This window comes from Actinomycetota bacterium (assembly GCA_014360645.1).
Lineage (GTDB): Bacteria > Actinomycetota > Geothermincolia > Geothermincolales > RBG-13-55-18 > Solincola_B.
In genome coordinates this window covers 1-19,512 of sequence record JACIXD010000005.1, presented here as the reverse complement: position 1 = coordinate 19,512, position 19,512 = coordinate 1, and the positions used below count along the sequence as shown (strand labels likewise).

18 protein-coding genes, 2 tRNA genes and 1 riboswitch are annotated in these 19,512 nt (G+C 61.6%); of the genes, 12 read left to right on the top strand and 8 right to left on the bottom strand.

The annotated features are described in order from the left end of the window. Positions 1–323 precede the first annotated feature (323 nt). Positions 324–1,613 (top strand): nickel-dependent lactate racemase, encoded by a 1,290-nt coding sequence (larA, locus tag H5T74_05450; protein ID MBC7229821.1) that lies wholly within the window; start codon positions 324–326, stop codon positions 1,611–1,613. 238 nt (positions 1,614–1,851) lie between these two features. On the opposite strand, the gene H5T74_05445 is transcribed toward larA, so the two are convergent. From H5T74_05445 to larE, 3 genes are all read right to left on the bottom strand, one after another. Then, a complete protein-coding gene (locus tag H5T74_05445) occupies positions 1,852–2,313 on the bottom strand; it encodes a TIGR00725 family protein (GenBank protein ID MBC7229820.1) in 462 nt (153 codons plus the stop codon). A gap of 121 nt (positions 2,314–2,434) precedes the next feature. Then, entirely contained in the window at positions 2,435–3,622 is a 1,188-nt protein-coding gene (larC, locus tag H5T74_05440) for a nickel pincer cofactor biosynthesis protein LarC (GenBank protein MBC7229819.1), read from the bottom strand. Positions 3,623–3,850: 228 nt separating this feature from the next. Next, the gene (larE, locus tag H5T74_05435) at positions 3,851–4,687 is read right to left on the bottom strand and encodes an ATP-dependent sacrificial sulfur transferase LarE (GenBank protein MBC7229818.1); all 837 of its coding nucleotides are present in this window, start codon (positions 4,685–4,687) and stop codon (positions 3,851–3,853) included. Positions 4,688–5,197: 510 nt separating this feature from the next. Here larE and H5T74_05430 point away from each other — a divergent pair. The 4 genes from H5T74_05430 (at position 5,198) to H5T74_05415 (ending at position 8,352) form a co-directional block, all read left to right on the top strand. Further along, positions 5,198–5,794, top strand: a complete 597-nt coding sequence (locus H5T74_05430) for a DUF4446 family protein (GenBank protein MBC7229817.1) — start codon at positions 5,198–5,200, stop codon at positions 5,792–5,794. Continuing rightward, the gene (gene pheA, locus H5T74_05425; protein MBC7229816.1) at positions 5,791–6,654 is read left to right on the top strand and encodes a prephenate dehydratase; all 864 of its coding nucleotides are present in this window, start codon (positions 5,791–5,793) and stop codon (positions 6,652–6,654) included. The genes H5T74_05430 and pheA overlap by 4 nt, the downstream gene beginning before the upstream one ends. Continuing rightward, positions 6,647–7,924 (top strand): serine--tRNA ligase, encoded by a 1,278-nt coding sequence (serS, locus tag H5T74_05420; GenBank protein MBC7229815.1) that lies wholly within the window; start codon positions 6,647–6,649, stop codon positions 7,922–7,924. Before pheA ends, serS begins: the two co-directional genes overlap by 8 nt. A gap of 340 nt (positions 7,925–8,264) precedes the next feature. Next, positions 8,265–8,352, top strand: a tRNA-Ser gene (locus tag H5T74_05415). Between the two features lie 235 nt (positions 8,353–8,587). Here H5T74_05415 and H5T74_05410 read toward each other — a convergent pair. Together H5T74_05410 and H5T74_05405 are read right to left on the bottom strand one after the other, a co-directional pair. Further along, positions 8,588–9,154, bottom strand: a complete 567-nt coding sequence (locus tag H5T74_05410; protein MBC7229814.1) for a transposase — start codon at positions 9,152–9,154, stop codon at positions 8,588–8,590. Between the two features lie 258 nt (positions 9,155–9,412). Then, positions 9,413–10,915, bottom strand: a complete 1,503-nt coding sequence (locus tag H5T74_05405) for a hypothetical protein (protein MBC7229813.1) — start codon at positions 10,913–10,915, stop codon at positions 9,413–9,415. Positions 10,916–11,284: 369 nt separating this feature from the next. Beyond that, positions 11,285–11,367, bottom strand: a riboswitch (cyclic di-GMP riboswitch). A 136-nt stretch (positions 11,368–11,503) separates the two neighbouring features. Between H5T74_05405 and H5T74_05400 the strand changes: the two genes are divergently transcribed. The 5 genes from H5T74_05400 to H5T74_05380 all read left to right on the top strand — a co-directional run bounded on the left by H5T74_05400 (position 11,504) and on the right by H5T74_05380 (position 13,733). After that, complete coding sequence (locus tag H5T74_05400; protein MBC7229812.1) at positions 11,504–11,977, top strand: transposase; 474 nt, start codon at positions 11,504–11,506, stop codon at positions 11,975–11,977. 156 nt (positions 11,978–12,133) lie between these two features. Continuing rightward, a complete protein-coding gene (locus H5T74_05395; protein MBC7229811.1) occupies positions 12,134–12,727 on the top strand; it encodes a hypothetical protein in 594 nt (197 codons plus the stop codon). Further along, a complete protein-coding gene (locus tag H5T74_05390) occupies positions 12,711–13,145 on the top strand; it encodes an ATP-binding protein (GenBank protein ID MBC7229810.1) in 435 nt (144 codons plus the stop codon). The genes H5T74_05395 and H5T74_05390 overlap by 17 nt, the downstream gene beginning before the upstream one ends. A gap of 42 nt (positions 13,146–13,187) precedes the next feature. Beyond that, positions 13,188–13,391, top strand: a complete 204-nt coding sequence (locus H5T74_05385; protein MBC7229809.1) for an ATP-binding protein — start codon at positions 13,188–13,190, stop codon at positions 13,389–13,391. A 265-nt stretch (positions 13,392–13,656) separates the two neighbouring features. Next, positions 13,657–13,733, top strand: a tRNA-OTHER gene (locus H5T74_05380). A 140-nt stretch (positions 13,734–13,873) separates the two neighbouring features. Here the strand turns inward: H5T74_05380 and H5T74_05375 are convergent. Next, complete coding sequence (locus H5T74_05375; protein ID MBC7229808.1) at positions 13,874–14,290, bottom strand: putative toxin-antitoxin system toxin component, PIN family; 417 nt, start codon at positions 14,288–14,290, stop codon at positions 13,874–13,876. After that, positions 14,287–14,505: a ribbon-helix-helix protein, CopG family gene (locus tag H5T74_05370; protein MBC7229807.1), complete on the bottom strand. Its 219-nt coding sequence runs from the start codon at positions 14,503–14,505 to the stop codon at positions 14,287–14,289. The genes H5T74_05375 and H5T74_05370 overlap by 4 nt, the downstream gene beginning before the upstream one ends. A gap of 411 nt (positions 14,506–14,916) precedes the next feature. Between H5T74_05370 and H5T74_05365 the strand changes: the two genes are divergently transcribed. Beyond that, positions 14,917–16,086, top strand: coding sequence for a Fic family protein (locus tag H5T74_05365; protein ID MBC7229806.1), 1,170 nt, complete (start codon positions 14,917–14,919; stop codon positions 16,084–16,086). A 444-nt stretch (positions 16,087–16,530) separates the two neighbouring features. Further along, the gene (locus H5T74_05360; GenBank protein ID MBC7229805.1) at positions 16,531–17,607 is read left to right on the top strand and encodes an NAD(P)-binding protein; all 1,077 of its coding nucleotides are present in this window, start codon (positions 16,531–16,533) and stop codon (positions 17,605–17,607) included. A 296-nt stretch (positions 17,608–17,903) separates the two neighbouring features. Here the strand turns inward: H5T74_05360 and H5T74_05355 are convergent, their stop codons facing one another. Further along, a complete protein-coding gene (locus H5T74_05355; protein MBC7229804.1) occupies positions 17,904–18,995 on the bottom strand; it encodes a hypothetical protein in 1,092 nt (363 codons plus the stop codon). Between the last annotated feature and the right edge of the window lie 517 nt (positions 18,996–19,512).

Here is a 19,512-nt window from a genome sequence, read left to right as displayed (position 1 = left end):
CCCGCTTTCGTCGCTGGAAGCATCGCTGCATCCCCGCACCCGTCCCGCGTATCGCGTGAGGTATGTAGAGCCGCCTCGGCAGCCGCCTTCCGGGTTTAGACAGATCGAGAGGCCATCCCATCATCCTCGCAAACCGGGCAGATTCGGTAAAAAAAGAAAGGGACGATCTCCCGAATGTTCGATCCGGTGAACATGACATTACGTCTGGTCTCCGAAGCGAAGGGGAGGGGGGAGACGGGGAAGAGGGGAGAGAGGGGAGAAGGCGGCCGGGCGCGCGAGAAGCGTCGTTCCTTCCCCGCGTTCTTTCTGTTAGAGTTTCTCTCATGAGATTCAGGTGGGGTTTCGGGAGAGGAACGCAGGAGTTCGAGGTCCCCGACCACCACCTTTTAGGGGTGGTGGAGGGGGTCTCCGTGGATCCCCTTCCCGACCTCGAGAAGGCCCTCACGGAGGCGCTTTCGGCCCCTGTCGGATCTCGGCCCCTGGCGGAGCTGGTGCGCCCCGGGGACAAGGTGGCCATCGCCTGCCCGGATTTCCACCGCCTGTGGGTGCGGTCGCGGGTATGGCTGCCCATGCTGGTCGGCGCCCTCAACCGCGCGGGGATACGGGAGCGCGACATCACGGTGATCATCGCCAACGGCACCCATGGCGCGCCCGGCTACGAGGGGATCAAACAGATCGTGGGAGAACGCCTCCCCCGCGGCGTGCGGGTGGTCAACCACGAAGCGCGCGACCCCTCCCAGTTGCGCTATCTGGGAAAAACTCCCATGGGCACGCCGGTTTTGGTCAACCGCCACGCCCTGGATGCCGACCACCTCATCCTCACTGGTGCCGTGGTGCCCCATGCCTTCGCCGGATACGGAGGGGGACGCAAGGCGGTGCTGCCGGGCCTATCCGGCATGGCCACCATCCTGGCCAACCACGGCCGTGCCCTGAGCGATGTCCCGGGAGGGGGCACGCATCCCATGGCCAGGCCCGGCGTGCTGGCCGGCAACCCCGTGCACGAGGACATGCTGGAGGCGGCGCGCATGGCGGGACCGCGCTTCATCGTGAACTTCGCCCTGAGCGAGGACGGCGCATTCCTCGGGGTCTTCGCGGGCGACCTGGTCCAGGCGCACGAAAAGGGATGCGATTTCGTCTCCCGGGCCTTCAGGGTGGAGATACCCTCCCGCGGCGACATCGTGGTCGCCTCGCGCGGGGGGTATCCCATGGACCTCACCTTCTACCAGGCCTTCCAGTCCAACGCCAACGCCAGGGCCGCCCTGCGGGAGGACGGAGAGGGCGTGTTGATCATGGTGGGGGAATGCAGCGAGGGCCTCGGCCCCTACGAGTTCCAGCGCTGGTTCGACCTCGGGGGGGAGGACGCCATCGAGGCGGAGCTGAGGAGGAGCTTCACCGTGGCCGGTTTCGTGGTCTTCCGCGCCGCCCTGCTCCACCGCCAGGCCAAGAAGGTCATGCTGGTATCCCGGCTGGACCCGGAAGTGGTGAGGCGCATCGGCATCATCCCCCACGCGAGCATCGAGGACGCGCTGCGCGAGGCCATGGAGACGGTGCCGGCCGGCAAGGTCCTGCTCATGCCCCACGCCTCCCAGACCATCCCCTCCCCGGCCTGCTGACGGCCGGGTGCGTATCCCGGCTGGACCCGGAAGTGGTGAGGCGCATCGGCATCATCCCCCACGCGAGCATCGAGGACGCGCTGCGCGAGGCCATGGAGACGGTGCCGGCCGGCAAGGTCCTGCTCATGCCTCACGCCTCCCAGACCATCCCCTCCCCGGCCTGCTGACGATCCACGCCGGTCGCGGTACGCCCCGCCTTCGAGAGGCGCCGCCGGGGGCGCGGGCGAGCTCCGGCCCGCTATTCCCCTCCCAGGAGGACCTCCACCGCTTCCGCCGGTCCGGAGGCGCGGATGATCTTATCGTCCGGCACCCCCTTGTTCGCTATCTCCCAACTGGAGATGGCCACCACCTTCTTGCCCATCTTGAGGGCCATGGCGATCTCGGAGAGGGTGCCGTATTCGCCGCCCACCGCCACCACCGCGTCGGCGGTGCGCACGATGACGGCGTTGCGTGCCTGTCCCATGTCGGTGGCTATGGCGTGGTCCACGTAAGGATTGGCGTCGCTGCGGAAGGGTCCGGGAAGGATGCCGATGGTGGTGCCGCCCGCCTCGCGGGCGCCCTTGCAGGCGGCCTCCATCACGCCGCCCAGGCCGCCGCAGACGACCACCGCGCCCCTTTCAGCAAGCATCCGTCCCAGCTCAAAGGCGGTTCGGGATTCCTCCTCGCTGCAGAACTGCCCCCCTATCACGCCGACATACATGGATGTAAGACCTCCTTCTCCTCGGGCCCGGCAGCCCGCTGTTGTTTGGCTGCGTTTAGCTCGATCTCCCGTATCCTTCTCATCAGGCCCGGCGGCCCGTTACCTGACCCCCGTTCTCGCGTCACGCTTCCTCCAGGAACAGGGCCCTGGCCGCCTCCTCCGCCGCGGCGTAGACCTCCTTGAGGGGGACGCCGCATCTCGCGGCCGCTTCGCGGCAGTCCTCGTATTCCGGCGCCACGTTCACCGGTCTCCCCTCCTGGCGGGCAAGCTTCACCCGCAGCTTCCCGTAAGGCGTCGCCACGGTGACGACCTCGCGGTCGAGGAACTCCTTTTCCACCTGGGTGATGCGCACGCCAAGGGTCTTGGTCTCGGCGAAGACGACCTCCTTTATCTCTTCCTCCCTCTCCGGCGGAGCCAGCACGTTCAGGGTCACAGCGGGGCGGGATTTCTTCATCTGGATGGGATGGAGCCAGACGTCGTCTGCCCCCGCTTCGAAGAGCCTCTCCAGCACGTAGGGATAGATCTCCGGGTTCATGTCGTCGATGTTGGTAGAGATTACCAGACTGTGCTCCCGCGATCTCCCGCGCCCGGCCGCCTCACGCTCCCCCAGGCAGGCCCGCAGGAGGTTGGGTATCTCCAGGTCGCGGTCGCCCGCGCCGTATCCCACGCCGTGGATGCGCATGGGGGGGAGGAGGCAGAATTCGGCGACCAGGGCTTTGGCCAGCGCGGCGCCCGTCGGGGTCACCAGCTCGGTGGGTATGCCGCTGGAATACACCGGCACATCCTTGAGGATCTCCACCACCGCCGGAGCCGGCACCGGGAGCACCCCGTGGTGGGTCTTGACCATGCCCGTGCCCATGGGAAGTGGCGAGCAGAGCACCTCCTCTACCCCCAGGTAGTGCAGCCCCGCCACCGTCCCCGCCACGTCCACCATGGTGTCGGCGCTCCCCAGCTCGTGGAAATGGACCTGGTCGATGTTGCGGGAATGGATGCGGCTTTCGGCCTCGGCGATGAGAGAGAAGACGCGCAGCGAGTCTTCCTTGACCTTTGCCGGCAGGGCGCTGGCGTCGATAAGGGCCCGGATGTTGGCGTAGGTTCTCACCACGCCGCGTTCCTGCACCCTCACGCTTATCTTCACCGCGCCGATGCTCTTGCGCTCGATGCGCGAGGCGCTGATCTCCACCTCGCTCAATCCCAGGTCCGAGGCGACGGCGCGGTACACGTCCAGGGGGACACCCAGGTCGGCGAGGGCGCCCAGGGCCATGTCCCCGCTGATCCCCGCGAAGGCGTCCAGGTAAAGGGTCCTCATGGAGCCTCCTCGTAAGCCCCTGTCGCCGTGAAAAGACCGTTCATTTCGGCCGTGAGGGCTGCATATACAGCAGCAGGGGTTCGCTCTACCGACGGGAAGTCTGGGTAAGAACCGTCGCTTCTATCCGCCCTGACCATGCGGCCCATTCTCCCGGTCCCCATGCCCGCCTCGCCCGGCACTCTCACCACCGCCCGCGCCCTTCGTCCCTGCCTTTTCGTGAAGGCCCGCTCATCCTTCAATATACAGGTCCTCGCATTTCCTGTCGCGGTCGGCCTCGTCCATGCTACCGCTGCGGAAGCCCTCCAGGTCGAGGCGAATGCGCCTGAACCCGAGGCCCTTGAACTTCTTCACCAGCCTTTCACGCACTTCCTCCCCGCGCAACCGGCCAACTTCGCCTTTTTCCACCTCTATCCTGACCTCGCCCGGCCCTTCGACCCGTACCCGCAGCTCGCGCAGCCCCAGTTTCTCCAGCCACTCCTCCGCCGCGTCGACCCTGGCCAACGCGGCGCGGTCCAGGGTCATGCCATAAGGAAATCGTGTGGCCAGACACGGCCGCGCCGGTGCGTCCCAGTTGGGAAGGCCGAGCTCCCTTGCTGCGGCCCGCACCTCCTGCTTGGTCATCCCGGCCTCCTCGAGGGGGCTCAGGGCGCCCAGCTCCAGGCCCGCTTTCCTGCCCGGACGGTGCAGCGAGGCGTCGTCGAGGTTGGACCCCTCGAGCAGGGCGGAATAGCCACGCTCTCGACCATTCTTTCCCAGCAGATCGAGCCGGAAACGCTTGCACAGGTAGCAGCGTTCCGGGGGGTTGTCCTCGAAGCCCGGCAGCGAGATCTCGTCGGCCTCCACCATCTCGAAGGGAAGTTCCAACTTTTTGGCCACCGCGATGGCGCGGGCCAGGTCGCGCGACGGCACGAGGGGGGAGGACACCGTGACCGCCAGCACGCGGTCGCCCAGCACCTCGTGGGCCAGGAAGGCGACCAGGGTGGAGTCCACGCCGCCCGAGTACGCGACCACGGCGGACGTGAGTCCCGCGATCATCTCTCGTGCCGCGTCGAGCTTGTTTTCCAACGTCCCTTCCACCTTCATCGTTTCCCGTTCCATGAAAAGTATAAAACCAGGAATGCCGCAGGTCATCCTTATTGTCAGCGGGTCAAAAGGGCCGTTGAGTCACCCGCTGCCCCCGCCACCCGTCCTCGGGGCCGGCCAGAGGAGCTTCGGTCCCCGATCGAGCAACCGTCACCCTCCTCCTCACCCAGTCCCCTCCACCAAACCTCCCCGCCCCCGCCGCCCCCGCCACCCGTCCTCGGGGCCGTCCAGAGGAGCTTCGGTCCCCGATCGAGCAACCGTTACCCTCCTCCTCACCCAGTACCCTCCACCAAACCTCCCCGCCTCCGCTGCCCCCGCCACCCGTCCTCGGGGCCGTCCAGAGGAGCTTCGGTCCCCGATCGAGCAACCGTCACCCTCCTCCTCACCCAGTCCCCTCCACCAAACCTCCCCGCCTCCGCCGCCCCCGCCACCCATCCTCGGGGCCGGCCAGGAATGTGGTATCCTCTTGAGTGAAAGGAGGTAGGCCAAGGAGTGGACGCGCTAAAGAACAACGCCGGCGTTTTCATCACCCTGCTCTTCCTGCTGGACCTGGTGCTGCTGGTGGCGGTTTTCATGCTCTTCCGCCAGCTTTCCCTGCTGCGCCGCAACATCACCATCCTCAAGCGGGGTGTCGACGGTTCGAGCCTGGTGGAGAAAGTGGCCTCCCAAGCCCTGCAGATAGAGGAGATCTTCCACCTCCTCGATGAGCACTCGGCCCAGAAGGAATACCTCACCGACGTGCTGGCTGGCGCGCTGCAGCGCGTGGCGGTGGTGCGCTTCGACGCCTTCGAGGACATGGGCGGCAAGCTGAGCTATTCCGTAGCCATGCTGGACGAGAACGGTGACGGGGTCATCTTCACCTCCATCTACGGGCGCAACGAGAACCGCACATATGCCAAGGCGGTGCGCGCCGGCAGGGCTTCCCACGTGCTCTCACAGGAGGAGGAAGAGGCGCTGCGCCGTGCCCTGGGCGTGAAACCTCCCCTCATCCGGGCACGGAAGGGGAGTGTGCAAGCCCCCTTCGACGTCCTGGCCGCCGACGAAGGCGGCGTCTCCACCAGGGAGGAGGACGGCTCTTGGGTGATGTGACCTCCGCCGTCACCTGCCGCAACGTCGCCTACCTCGGACCCCCCGGCACCTTCACCGAGGAAGCGCTGCGGGGCTGGCGCGGCCTTTCCTTTGAGGCGGCACTGCCTTTCCCCACCGTGGAGGAGACCATCCTGGCGGTGCAGGACGGCCTGGCGGACAAGGCGGTGGTCCCCATCGAGAACTCTATCGAGGGCGCGGTGAATGCCACCCTGGACAGCCTGGCCTTCGAGGCCGACGTGCTCATCCAGGGAGAGAAGGTGTGCCAGGTGCGCCACCACCTTCTCGCCCGTCCGGGCCTTCGCATGGAAGATATAACCAGGGTTATCTCCCATCCCCAGGCGGCGGCGCAATGCCGTCGCCATCTCGTGGAGGCGCTTCCCGGGGTGGAGGTGGAGGCCGCCAACAGCACCTCCGAGGCGGCGCGCAGGGCGGCGGAGTCGCCTGAGCCCGCGGCCGCGCTCGGCAGCAGCCTGGCGGCGGAGCTCTACGGCCTGGAGGTGCTGCGCGAGGGCATGGAGGACCACCCGGACAACCGCACCCGCTTCGTGCTGTTGGGCAGGGAAAAGATGCCACCCACGGGACGCGACAAGACCTCCATGGTCTGTTTCATCCACCAGGACCGCCCGGGATCGCTCCTGCAGATATTGCAGGAGTTCGCCTTCCGCTACATCAACCTCTCCAAGATCGAGTCGCGGCCCACCAAGAAGGTGCTGGGGGACTACTGTTTCTTCATCGACTGCGAGGGTCACGAGGAGGACGAGGTGCTGGCCTCGGCCTTGAAGTGCCTGCTCTGCAAGCTGCCCCGCGTGAAGCTCCTGGGGTCCTATCCGGCTTACCGCGAGGAGGACGAACATGCTTGACCTCAAGTTCATACGCGAGAACACGGAGGCGGTGCGCAGGGCGGTGTCGGACCGCGGCCTCGAGGTCCCCCTGGAACGGCTCCTGGAGCTGGACGCCCGCCGCAGGAAAATACTGGTTGAGCTGGAAGAGAAGCGCGCACGCCACAAGCGCGGCAACAAGGAGATAGGGGAGCTCATGCGGCGGGGCGGGGATGCCGCCAGCCTGCGCGAGGAGATGGGGCGCTTGAGCGACGAGATCAGGGCGCTGGAGGCCGAGGAGGGCGAGATCGGCGGCGAGATACGAGAGATCCTCATCCGCATCCCCAACCTACCCCACGAGACGGTCCCCGTGGGCCTGGACGAGACCTTCAACCAGGAGGTGCGGCGCTGGGGGGAGCCGCGGGAGTTCTCCTTCCGGCCCCTTTCTCACTGGGAGCTGGGCGAGGGACTGGACATCCTCGACTTCCAGCGTGGGGTGAAGATCGCCGAGTCGCGCTTTACCCTGCTCAAGGGCAAGGGGGCCCTGCTGGAGCGCGCGCTCATCAACTTCATGCTCGACCTGCACACGCGCGAGCACGGCTACACCGAGGTCTTCCCGCCCATCCTGGTCAACGAGGAGAGCATGTTCTCCACTGGCCAGCTCCCCAAGCTCAGGGACGAGATGTACCGCTGCCGGGACGACGAGCTCTACCTCATCCCCACCGCCGAGGTTCCGGTGACCAACATCCACCGCGGCGAGACCCTGCGAGAGGAGGACCTACCGCTGTATTATTGCGCCTACACCCCCTGTTTCCGGCGCGAGGCGGGTTCCTACGGGAGGGACATAAGGGGCCTCATCCGCCAGCACCAGTTCAACAAGGTGGAGCTGGTGAAGTTCGTCCGTCCCGACACCTCCTATGACGAGCTAGAAAGACTTACCAGAGATGCCGAGGAGGTCCTCCAGCGCCTGGGCCTGCCCTACCGGGTGGAGGTGCTCTCCACCGGCGACCTCTCCTTCTCCGCCGCCAAGTGTTACGACCTCGAGGTGTGGCTCCCCTCCTACGGCGAGTACAAGGAGATATCCTCCTGCTCCAACTTCACCGACTTCCAGGCCCGCCGCGGGGAGATCAGGTTCAAACCCGCGGGAAAGGGCAAGTCGCAGTACGTGCACACCCTCAACGGCTCCGGGGTGGCCATCGGTCGCACCGTGGCCGCCATCCTCGAGAACTACCAGCGCGAGGACGGGAGCGTGGAGGTGCCCGAGGCCCTGCGCCCCTACATGCACGGCCTGGAGCTGATCACCGCCGGTTGAGCTCTGCCGCTGGGCTACCCGAGCCCTCATACAGGCTTGACAGCGCTGCAAGCGGGTGCAAGGTATAGATGTGGGAGGTTGAATCCGGCGCGCCCGCGAGGCGCGGTCGTGGTCAGAGATGCGAGCCGAGGATCTGCTGGTCATAATGCGCCGCATCGTGCGCGATTTCTCCCCCCTGCTCCCGGGGATGCGCCTGGAGGTGGTCTCCGCCGAGGCCTTCCGGGCCCGCCTGCAGGGCAGGCCCCTCCTCCCCGGCGAGGTCCTGAGCGGCACCCGCCGCTACGCGCCCCCGGAAGGTGGCGCATTTACTACCCCGCCGTCCACCCCTACAATTGACCTTGGAGGGGTGGCAGAGCGGACGATTGCGGTGGTCTTGAAAACCATTGGCCGGCAACGGCTCGCGGGTTCGAATCCCGCCCCCTCCGCCACCTAATATGTGCTTTGAACTGGTTTTTTTATCGAAGAATTGTGAAACGCTGCGGTTCTCTTTAAAATCGCATTTCCATAGAATATGCACGTTTTGTGCCCTTTTATAAATCTGACCCCCCATAAGCTACTGGATACTGACACACAGATTATGTCAGTGGCAGAAAGGCTTTCTAACGCCCGATAGCGTCAAGAAAATCGTGTCCGTATATCTTTCCTTCCTCTCCCCGCACCGAATTATGTATCCGCAAAGGCGGACAGAGCTCGCTCCGCCTCCTCTTGATCTTGGGCCCGGTATATGGCCTTGAGGCCTTGAAGCACCGCAGCGCAGTCGGAACGCCTTACCCTGGTCCTGGCGCCCCTCACCGCGTGCACCACGCATAAATGGTGATCCGCCCCCGGAAAGACCGACCTCGAAGCCTCCAAGATACAGGAGAGATCGCAGGAGACCACGATGTCTATGCGCTCCACTCCTCTTTCCTTGAGCTCTCTGAATATCTCCCGCCAGGCGTGTGCGCTCGCTCCGGATCCCCCCATGATCCAGAAACCCAAGATCTCTCGCCCTCCCTCGTGGTCTGTCCCCTGGGCGAGGCATACCGGCACCCGTAAGTCCTCTATGTGCCCGCCTGAGGTGAGTAGGGTACGCCCTTGGAAACCGTTCCCCCTGTCCTCGGGGTTCTTATCCAGAAAGAGCTCCCTCTCTTCAGCCATGAGGCGCTGCATGATGGCCTTCTCTCTCCGCTTGACCTCTTCCCTTACCTGTGTGACCGTTTCTCTTGTGGCATTATCATCACCTTTAGCCATCAGGGAATCCTTAAAGCGACTTGAGGCCATGGGCGGGAAGTCAGGCTGCGGCGAGGCGGAAATCGATGAGGAAAAACGTTGCGAGCAAAATAACCCGACAAGGGATCTAACGGCTTACTCAGTGACTAAGGGAGGCATAAGCAATGGGGTAGATGAGAATATCAATCAGTCAAACATGCGGGCCAAGAAAGGAAACCCCCGGGAGAGGGGCTCCCCCGGGGGTTTTGCCTGGCTCAGTTTTCGCGCCGTTCGGTCACCTCAGGGGCCAAAATTCGGGTCGGGGATACCGACCACCGCGTGGGCTATGACGTAGACCTGGCTGCCGTTGAACGGGCTGTCATTGTAGTACTGCCCCGGTGCGACGGTGTACACCCAACGCTTGCCCGACAACACCTTGGGGAATATGTCATAACCCGCGTACACGTGGGTTTCCTTGAGGATGTTGGGTGTTGATACGTTGTAATCAACGGTTACGCAGCCATCGGAGGGGTATGTCACCGTAACCGAGCCGACCAGCGTGCCCTTGCTGGTGTCGCACTTCGCGGCGCCGGCCCAGAGGTCCCAGGTGTAAGTCCCGCTACAGATGGGATTGGTCCATCCCCAGTTGGCGAAGGTGGGGATGAAGGGTATTGCGGATGAGCCCTTGGCGTAGGCCGTCTCGTAGATGAATCCCTGGACGTTTACCTTAAGGGTCGCACTCGCGGACTGCCCCGTCTCGACGATGATGGCGGTGTTGTCGTAGGTGTAGTCACCAGCCCTATTTTCGCCGTAATCCGCCCATGCGAAGTCCTTTGTGTAGGTGAAAGTGTCGCCGCTCGGAGCCGTGACCTTTCCCAGCTCCCTCTCGCCGAAGAGGTCGCTCACGTCCTCGACGGTGACGGTCTTGCCGAACTCGGTGGTGGGGTCACCCCAAACGATGTCCTTTTTCTCCTCATAACTGCCTCTCTTGGTGGTGACCGTCACGACGTTGGACCCCTCGACCTTACCTTCTACGTCCACGCTGTAGGTGCAAGTTAGGGTCTCGCCTACCGCGAGGGTGAAAGGTAGTTCTTCCGGACAGTGGATGTCAATCTCTTGGCCAGCCAATTCGTCAGCAATGCCCACAATCTCAGCGTCGAGAGTCCCGGTGTTCTTGATGGTGATCTCCCCGGATACGTTGAAGCCGCTGTCCTCGTAGCCCTCGTAAGACACGTCCACCGTCCATGTGGCGGTCTCGTCTCCCCTGCCGTCCACGTAGAGCCAGATCTTGGGGTAACCTTCGTGCGTGTAACCGTTTTCGGTGGAGACGGACTTGTCTATGTCCCAAAAGTGAGTGCGTATGTAGGAGGTGACCACGGTCTTGGTGACAGTCAGCCTTTCCGATTCAATCGGATCGCACCAGTCGGAGATTATGAACTGCGGGTTATCTCCCAGGTAGCCGTTGTACCACACGGTTGCCGTAAGCGCTCCCAAGTCGAAATATGGCGTGAAGAACTGAAGCGTTTTACCATGTTTTGCGTGCACATAATAGGTGCCGGACCCGGAGCCGCCGAGCTCCAGTTGAGCCGAAGTCACACCCCCAGCCTGGGTGACGTTCCAGTGTATCCAGCCGGCCTCCGTGCGCGGCCCTTCACCGACCAAATCACTTCTCGGGCTTGAATCCATGCCTTGACCTGACCAACTAATCGACCCGTCCCAACCATCTGCCGCCGTCGTCATCGCCGGTACAATCATGGTGAGGGCGAGTGCGGTCAGCAGGACAGCTATTATCGCCTTTCTCATATCACCCTCCTTTCGCGGATCTCACGTTTGCACTTACTCCCTGCCTCATGCCGTCAATAGGCAGAGATCTCGCATACCGACTTTCCTCTTGTCTTCGCAGCCCAGGACCACCTCCTTGCCCGTTCTGCTCATCCGCAAGCAGCCGGTGTCCATCCTCCACCTGTCCTCATACCGGGGCGTAGGGACGGAAGCCGGAAAATACAAGGCCGGGTCTGAGGGAAGCGATGAACACGTGGATGTCGCCGCCATCTACGCCGAGTGGGCTGCGACCTTCAGGCTGTCGTATACTCGCGTACCAGCTGCTCGTTATCCCTCAAGCCCTATTCTGTTTTCCGTCCCAACGCCCTATGAAAAGGCCCGACCTTCCGAGAGGGTCGGGCCGGTTTCACCACTAGCTCCCCGCGGACCAGGTGACCAGGTCTCGCCCGCGGCTCACAGCTTCCCGAAAACTATTATATTATAACCTGGCGTTTGTCTTACAACCAATATTCCCCGAACGCCCTAGTTTAAACCTCATTTTCATTTCACGTCGAAACGAGATGAATAGCGTCAACTTTATTTTATCCAAGGCTCAGCCTTCCTTTCAGGGTGGAGGAGTATGGGTTCGCCGGCAGCCATGACGCGGTCAGGCGCCGGGGCAAAAAGATCAAGAAAAAGCACCCCGAACTGGTTGACGTGCTGCACTCAGCCCCTGGAGAAGAGGCCCAGGTGGACTTCTTCTCGGGCCCTCCGACCTTAAACGAGGCCACCGGGAAACGGTATCGCCCCCGGATCATTGTGATGACGCTGTCTCACTCCCGCCACCCCTACCAGGAGGCGGCCTCTTCGCAGACGGCACTCGCCTTCATCCGAGCACAAGAGAACGCCTTCCGCTTCTTCGGCGGAGTGCCCCGGGCGATCAAGCTCGACAACCTCAAAGCGGGCGTGGCCAAGGCCTGCCTCTACGATCCGGAGATGAACGCCGTCTATGCCGCTTTCGCGAATCACAGGGGCTTCTGCCCGGTGCCCTGCCTCCCCGGCAAGGCCGAGGAGAAGGGCAAGGCGGAGCGCAACGGCGGCTAGGTCAAGGACCACGTCCTAAAGGGCAGGCGGTTCAACTCGCTAGCCGGCGCCAACGGCTTCCTGGCCCACTGGAACCGCACCGTCGCCTCACTCCGCATCCACGGCACCACCCGCCGCCAGGTCATCACCCATTCCCTGGAGGCCGAGAAGGGCGCCTTGGGGCCCCTGGCCCTCTGCGCCTTCGAATACTTCCAGTGCGCTTTCCGCAAGGTGCACCCCGACGGACACATCCAGCTCAACAACGCCTACTACTCGGTGCCCGCCCGCCTGCTGGCCGAAACGGTGGAGGTAAGCTACACAGAGCGCCTGCTCAAGGCCTACTTCGGCCAGAACCTGGAGGCGGTCCACCAGATCAGGGGGCCGGGGTGGTGGCCGACGACCCCCGAGCATCGCCCTGCCCACAAGCCGGCCCGGGCGGAGGCCTATGAGCGAAGCCTGCTGGCCAGAGCCGAGCGGATCGGCCCGGAGGCAGCCGCCCGGGCCAGGAGCGTCATCGAGACGCGCGGCCCCCGCTCCTACCGGCTCATCCAGGGGATGCTCTCGCTCACCCGTCACCACCGCAAGGAGTCGGCGAAATGGGCCTGCAAGCTGGCCGTGAACAAAGGCGTCTACCACTGCAAGAGCCTGAAGAAGCTGGCTGAGCAGGCCAGCGACCGTGAGCAGCGCCCGGAGCTCATCCAGTCCCACGAGATCATCCGGCCGCTTGCCGACATAGGGAAGGAGACGGATGTGATTGAGCGCCGGACTTGAAAAGAGGCCGCGGGCGCTGAGGCTCTCGGGGATGGCCTCCACCCTTCCGGCTCGCCTGCTCCAGGCGGATCAGGGAGACTTGAGCGCACGCGAGTTCCTGGAGTTGCTGGTAGAAGACGAGCCGGCGGTGCGCAAGGGCCGCCGGCTCGCCCGCCGGCTGAAGAAGGCCAAGCTGCCCTGCGTCAAGTACCTGTCCGACTTCGATTTCGCCTTCAACCCCAAGATACCCAAACGCCTGGCGCTCAAGCTGAACACGGCCAGGTTCGTTAGAGAGAAGCGGGGGGTGCTCCTGATCGGGCCGGGGGGCGCGGGCAAGAGCCGCATCGCCATCTCGCCGGCGGTATCGGCCATTGCCGCGGGACACACCGTGCTGCACGAATCCACCTTCGACCCGGTGGCCCAGAGGGCCGAAGCCTAGGCCACCGGAGGGCGGGGCGAACTCGTCTCCGAACTAACCTCTGTGGACCGGCTGCTCCTGGAGGAATCAGGACTCAAGACCATCCCTGCCGGCGGAGCGGAATATCTGCTGGAAGGCTTCCTCCGCCGCTACGAGAAAGCCTCCACCATCGTGACTACCAACCGGCCCATCGAGGACTGGGGCAAGGCGCTGAACAACACCGTGGCAGCAGGCGCCCCTGCCTGGCCGTTTTTTGCACTATGCTGACGTCATCGCCGTCACCGGGCCATCATACAGTTTGCATGAGCGCAAGCGCCGAGGCCTTGATGTTGGAGGCGACAAGAAGGGAACAAAGGAGTAGATAGTTGTTGAATCTCAAGTGGCCGGTTTTCAAGTGCCGATTGCCGGCCGGTTTTGATTGCCGAGTGACGCCTTCGATATAAATACCAGAAAAGCAAAAAATGATAAAAAAACTAGTTAAAGAAGGCTATCTAATACATAGATATGAACCAGGTAATCCTTATAGCAAGCTGGCGGGATAGGTGTAGGTGGTCTTGAAAACCATTGGCCGGCAACGGCTCGCGGGCTCGCATCCCGCCTCCTCCGCCACCTCTATATTGTCCTTGAGATGAGCTTTTGAAAAAGATTCTAGAATCGAAAACGATCCGCCCCGTGTTTACCGAAGGTTCGGTTGTAAGATCGCCCCCGCCATCTTGATTCTTTAGGAAGCACAAAGGCAAGCTGAGTTTCTATTCAAGGGCAGAGCCGAAGACCTTTTCGAAGCGCCAGAAATCAATCGGTCTAATGATGCGGATACCCTTGTATTCCTTGATTACAAGGAGGTCTTCATCGCCGGTTATCAGGCAGTCGGCGGCGGCTGCAAGGGCTCCTGCAAGCACGAAGTCATCATCGTGGTCCCTGCATACCTTCTCTTCCAAACTGCCGGCTTCGACCAACTCCAGGTTATTCATCAGGAACTCGGAGATCTCCTTTATCCTGGAGACTGATAGGTGGAGTTTGGATGAGAGCACGTCCTTCAACTCGTCCAGTATGAACGGAGAGGTATAGACCTGGCAGGACGACAGGCAATGCTCGAACACCTCGCTCGATGTGCCGTGGGCGATGAACGCGGAGATGAGGACGTTGGTATCGAAAAAGACCCTCAAGATATTTCCTTGAACACATCCTCGTCGGTAAAGATGCCCCTTGCCTCGGCCTCGGCGACCGCCTTATTGCGTATGGTCCTGAAGTCCTGGAGAGCGAAGTATTGGCGCAGGGCATCCCGTACTATATCGCTCCGGTTGACATGCCCGCGTTTGGTCGCTTGATCGAGCTTCTTCTTCAGATCAGCCGGAAGGCTTATGGTAACCGACTCTCTCATGCAAATCACCTCAATGCAATTGTATTACAATCTAGTACAATTGACAAGCAGTAGATGACAAAGACGACTGCGGGTGCCTAGAAAACCATCGGCCGGCAACGGCTCGCGGGTCCGCATCCCGCCCGCCGCCGTTATCTGGATTTATGTCTTTCTTCAGCGACTTCGATTGCGCAATGCAAACCGGCTGCGAGAAGGTATGCAGTGAAGAGGCATTGACGTACAGCCGCGAGATCGTCCCCGGGGAGAAATGAGCGGATCGTTTCGTGGCCGGGCATCCGGGCCGCAGATTCGGTCTAGGGATGGATCGCGAGGATTGACCCGGTAGAGGCAGGCAATTATTATTTAAACATAGGGCGCAAACCTTAAACAAAATAATAGTTATTAAAATTTCTTCAGCAGGAGAGAACGAAAATGGAAAGAGGGCTGACGGGGCGTTATGAGGTTCAGACTATAGGCGGTGAGCGAATCCGCAGCTTCGTGCCGCACCCGCTGCCACCGAGCCCGGCGCTGGATCTCAGCGGTAAACGTCAGCTTCTTCTGGAGAAGGCCTTGCTGTCTCTGGGACGGTTGGACAGCATCTCGACCCTGCTCCCGGACCCTCACCTGTTCTTGTACTCCTACGTGCGGCGGGAGGCGGTCTTGTCTTCGCAGATAGAGGGCACCCAATCTTCCCTCGCCGACCTCCTGCTTTTCGAAATGGAAGAAGTGCCTGGCGTGCCGCTGGACGATGTAGTAGAGGTTTCCAATTATGTCGCGGCCCTTGAGCACGGCGTCGCGCGCTTGCGTGACGGCTTCCCCCTCTCGAACCGCCTTGTGCGGGAGGTCCATGCCATATTGCTTTCGCGCGGGAGAGGGAGCGATAGATCGCCGGGGGAATTCCGCCGCTCACAAAACTGGATAGGGGGGACAAGACCAGGAAACGCCGTCTTCGTGCCGCCGCCTCATCAGCAAGTAGAGGACTGCATGGCAGAGCTGGAGCGATTCATCCATGACAGGAAGTCAGCGCTTCCGGCTCTGATCAAGGCCGCGCTCGCGCACGTACAGTTCGAGACCATTCACCCCTTCCTGGACGGCAACGGCCGTGTTGGCCGCCTGCTCATCGTGCTGATGCTGCACGATGTCGGGATATTGAGCCAGCCATTGCTTTATCTGAGCCTGTACTTCAAACAGAATCGCACGAGCTACTATCGCCTGTTGAACAGGGTCCGCAAGCACGGAGATTGGGAATCATGGGTGGATTTTTTCCTGAAGGGAGTCGAGTCGGTCTCGACAGACGCAGTGGAAACCGCTCGCAGCCTGGTAAATCTTTTTGACGATGATTCCGAACGCATCAAAGGCATGGGAAGGTCCTCCGGATCCGCGCTGCTGGTTTTCGAGGCCTTCCGCCGGCAACCCTTGATCAGCCTCAACGATCTATGTAAAAGCACTGGGTTGACCTTTCCCACTGCCGCCAAGGCTGTGGCCGGATTGACCGGACTTGGTATCGTGCGGGAGTTGACGGGCAGAAAGCGCAACAGGATATTCGCCTACGATCGTTACCTGTCTATCCTGAGCGAGGGGACAGAGCCTTTGCAGCGATGATCTTGGCACACTATGAGGCCGGGGCAGTTGTAAGAAGATTGCGTTACATGGCGCAGGTGCCGTAAAACCGCTGGCCGTCAACGGCTCGCGGGTCCGCATCCCCGGTCCACCGCATCCGTGCGATGTTGCGGGACACGGCGCGGATAACGCTATAATGGTATGGCTCGGCGGGGTACCGGCGCATCGCCCCGCCGGGCTGGACGGCGCAAGGCGATCGCCCGGATCTTGCGGCCTCGGGTGAGGAGGCCTGCGCGGGGAAAGCCTGATCCATGCCGCGCCTAACGGCGCTACCGGAAAAAGATGGTATGGATTGGCATCCCCGCGCAACGGGCTCGGGCGGCTTGACCGTTTCGCACGGCATAAGGGGTCTGGTCAGCGCGACCGCCGCGCCTGGCGGATACGGAGCGAGGGAGCAGTCTTCGGAGCACACGGGAGGTGAGGGTGATGGCCCCCAGGGAGGTCCTGATCTACGGGGCCGGCATGTCCGGCATGGTGGCGGCCTACAACCTGGCGGTGGAGGGGCATAAGGTGCTGGTGCGCGAGCAGGAGCCCTCCTACGGCGGCTCGCGCGTCTTCAATCCATCCCTGCACACCACACCCCTGGACGTGGCGGCGACCTCGGAGTACGTGGGTATAGACCTCACGCCGGTGTTCGTCCCCGTGAGCTCCCTCTCCATCTACCTGCACGACCTGGAGATACCCGCCCCGGCGGCCATGTCCTACCACGTGGAGCGCAGCTCCCGCCCCCAGAGCCTGGACACCCTGCTCTACAACAAGTGCCTGGAGGCGGGGGTGGAGTTCGAGTTCAACTCCCCGCTGCGCGCCGAGGACGTGCCGGGCCTCGAGCCGGGGACCATCGTCGCCTGCGGCCTCAACCAGCCCGCCTACGACCACCTCAAGATCCCCTACGTGCACTGGTACGCCTGGATGGCCTCGGGCGAGGCGGAATCGGACCCCTATGCCTGGATCTGGCTGGACGAGTGCATCAACGAGTACGGCTACATCTCCTTTGCCAACGGCATCTACTACAACCTTCTCTTCTCCTACGGACAGGAGATCCCCCGCGAGGGACTGGAGAGGTACCGCTCCTTTATGCGGAGGGTGCGGGGCATGGAGGAGGACAACTGGGAGTACGTGCACGGCGTGGCCCCCGCCTCCTCGCCGGACAGCCCTCACCTCTTCCACGACGGGCTGATCCTGTGCGGGACCATGAGCGGCTCCATCGACCCCTTCATGGGCTTCGGCATCTCCGGCGCCCTGGTGTCGGGGAAGGTGGCCGCCATCGCCGTCACCGACCGCGAGAAGGCCCTCGAGGAGTTCCAGCGCTTCAACCGCAATTTTGCCAGGGTCTTCCAGTTCAAGCACAACGTCTGGTACCCCTTGAGGGCCAGGGTGGACCTGCTCGAGGGACTGGCGCGCGTCCTGGGCACCGAGAACACCCTCAAGCTCATCATCGAGGGGCTGCGCAGGGGGCGCAAGAACTCCGCCATCCCCGGCTTCAGCCCCGTCAGCTGCCACTAACGAGGCGGGGTCACATCTTCGATCTTCGATGAAGGCGACTTACACCAACTCAGCGGGGTCAGATCTTCGATCTTCAATCCCTGCAATTGCTTGACGTCCCATTTCTGCTCGTGTCAGCTCTGACCGTGAGACCGAGGCTCGAATGCGCGGGCTTCATGTTCAAGCCCAGGCACACTCGCATCGAAGATCGAAGATGTGACCCCACAGCGAGCCCGCATATCATCATGTGCATTTGATCCATAAACAGCAATTACCACCATGTCCGTTTTAGTCTAGGATATTGCACAGGGTAATTCCTATGCGTTATCAGACAGCTGTTTCGCTGCTTCCTTCAGTACCCTCCGCATCTCTGTGAAAAGGGACGTAATATTACCTAAATCTTCCACTTTTCCCACCGCCATCATAGATTCCTGGTGTTGGATGATCAGGTATCCTCCCATGCGATAAAAGGACATGTCATAAGCGCTCTCTATTGCAAGAACATCAAAGGGTTCCAATGGGAGATTTCGCATGTCCAAGAAGAAACGGTTTATTTCGGTATGTTCGAACGTCTTGGCTGTAGCTCTCTCCATTGCAATTGCACCACCAACGATTAAGCGTGGGTCCTCCTCGTCCAGCCGGACCTTGATAAAGTACAGAGCATCTTCCGGATCGGTCTCTCCCAGGGTCTTTCTGTAAGCCCTGGCAAAGTAGGTGGGTATCCAAGTCTGGGGCTCATTCAGGTTTCTATATGCACCGTCCCTTATCACGGTGTTGGCGAAAGGTTTTAAGCAGGAAAACCCGATGTTTTCTAGCAAGGGGTCAAGCTCTCTGAACATGGACGATATGTTCCTGCTTATTTCGTCCAACAAGCTGATTGCCTCTTTGCACTTCATAATCTTTCCCTCCAAGCTGCCGAATCCACGGAAGCCCCTTAGACCACGCTTCTCCATAACCTTAAGCAGATCGACCAGCATCTTGCCATGCGGGGAATCCGCAACGATGGCCGTTTCCACCACTTCAAAAGCCTTACGCCACGAAGTCCATAGACATCTGTATCCCAATTCACCTGGCGGATGAGCCGCCTTAAACTCCCCCAATACATCCGGTTCCTTGTAGTCGTTTGTCAAGGCGATGAAGGAAAAGCGGAGTCCCTCGGTCTTTGCCAGAGCAAGACCTCCAAGCACTTCTCTCTCCAACTGGCTCTTGTCAGTGCCCAGGGTAGAGAGATGTTTCACCTCGATCATTATAAGGTCGTGCTCTGTCCTGATTATCAGGTCCGGTTCCGTGGCGTCGGGAAGGGCCTCCCAGAAGGAAAAAGCCACTGAGGAATGCGCATCCCAATCGGCTTGAAACCCAGCGGCCTCCAACCAGGGGAGCAGGAGTAAGTCTTCAGGGAGATTCTTCATCACCCCAAAAAATAGGATGTGAGGATGTCCTCCATCCTTTGTATATCACCGGGCAGTTTTTCATAGAGCTCGGCCACAAACATCCGATCACCCCACCAACATTATATAAAGAGAAACTCTCGTCTGTACGGAAATCTAGATATGCCGCTTGCCGGTCTCGTGGCAAGAAAGCAAGAAAGCAAGAAAGCAAGAAAGCAAGAGACATCGTTCCCCTCTCTCTCGGTTCGGACAAGGGAACCGGTAAAACGATTGAAGTAACCCGGGGTCGTATCTTCGATCTTCGATCCCGGTAACTTACCAACTCTACCTTAACCTACCGGGCAATAACCGCACCCTTCGACTGAAGACCGCCCCATGACCCGAGACCGGACTGTCACCAACCAAGAGTCAAGGCCTATTCGCTGAGCATAATCGCTTACTTCAGCCTCGTTCCGCACAGACGGCATTTTACATTTGCACTGGCCCTGTAGCAGTCCTTGCAGACGAAGTGGCCGTTGTCGCAGGTCTTACCTCCGAA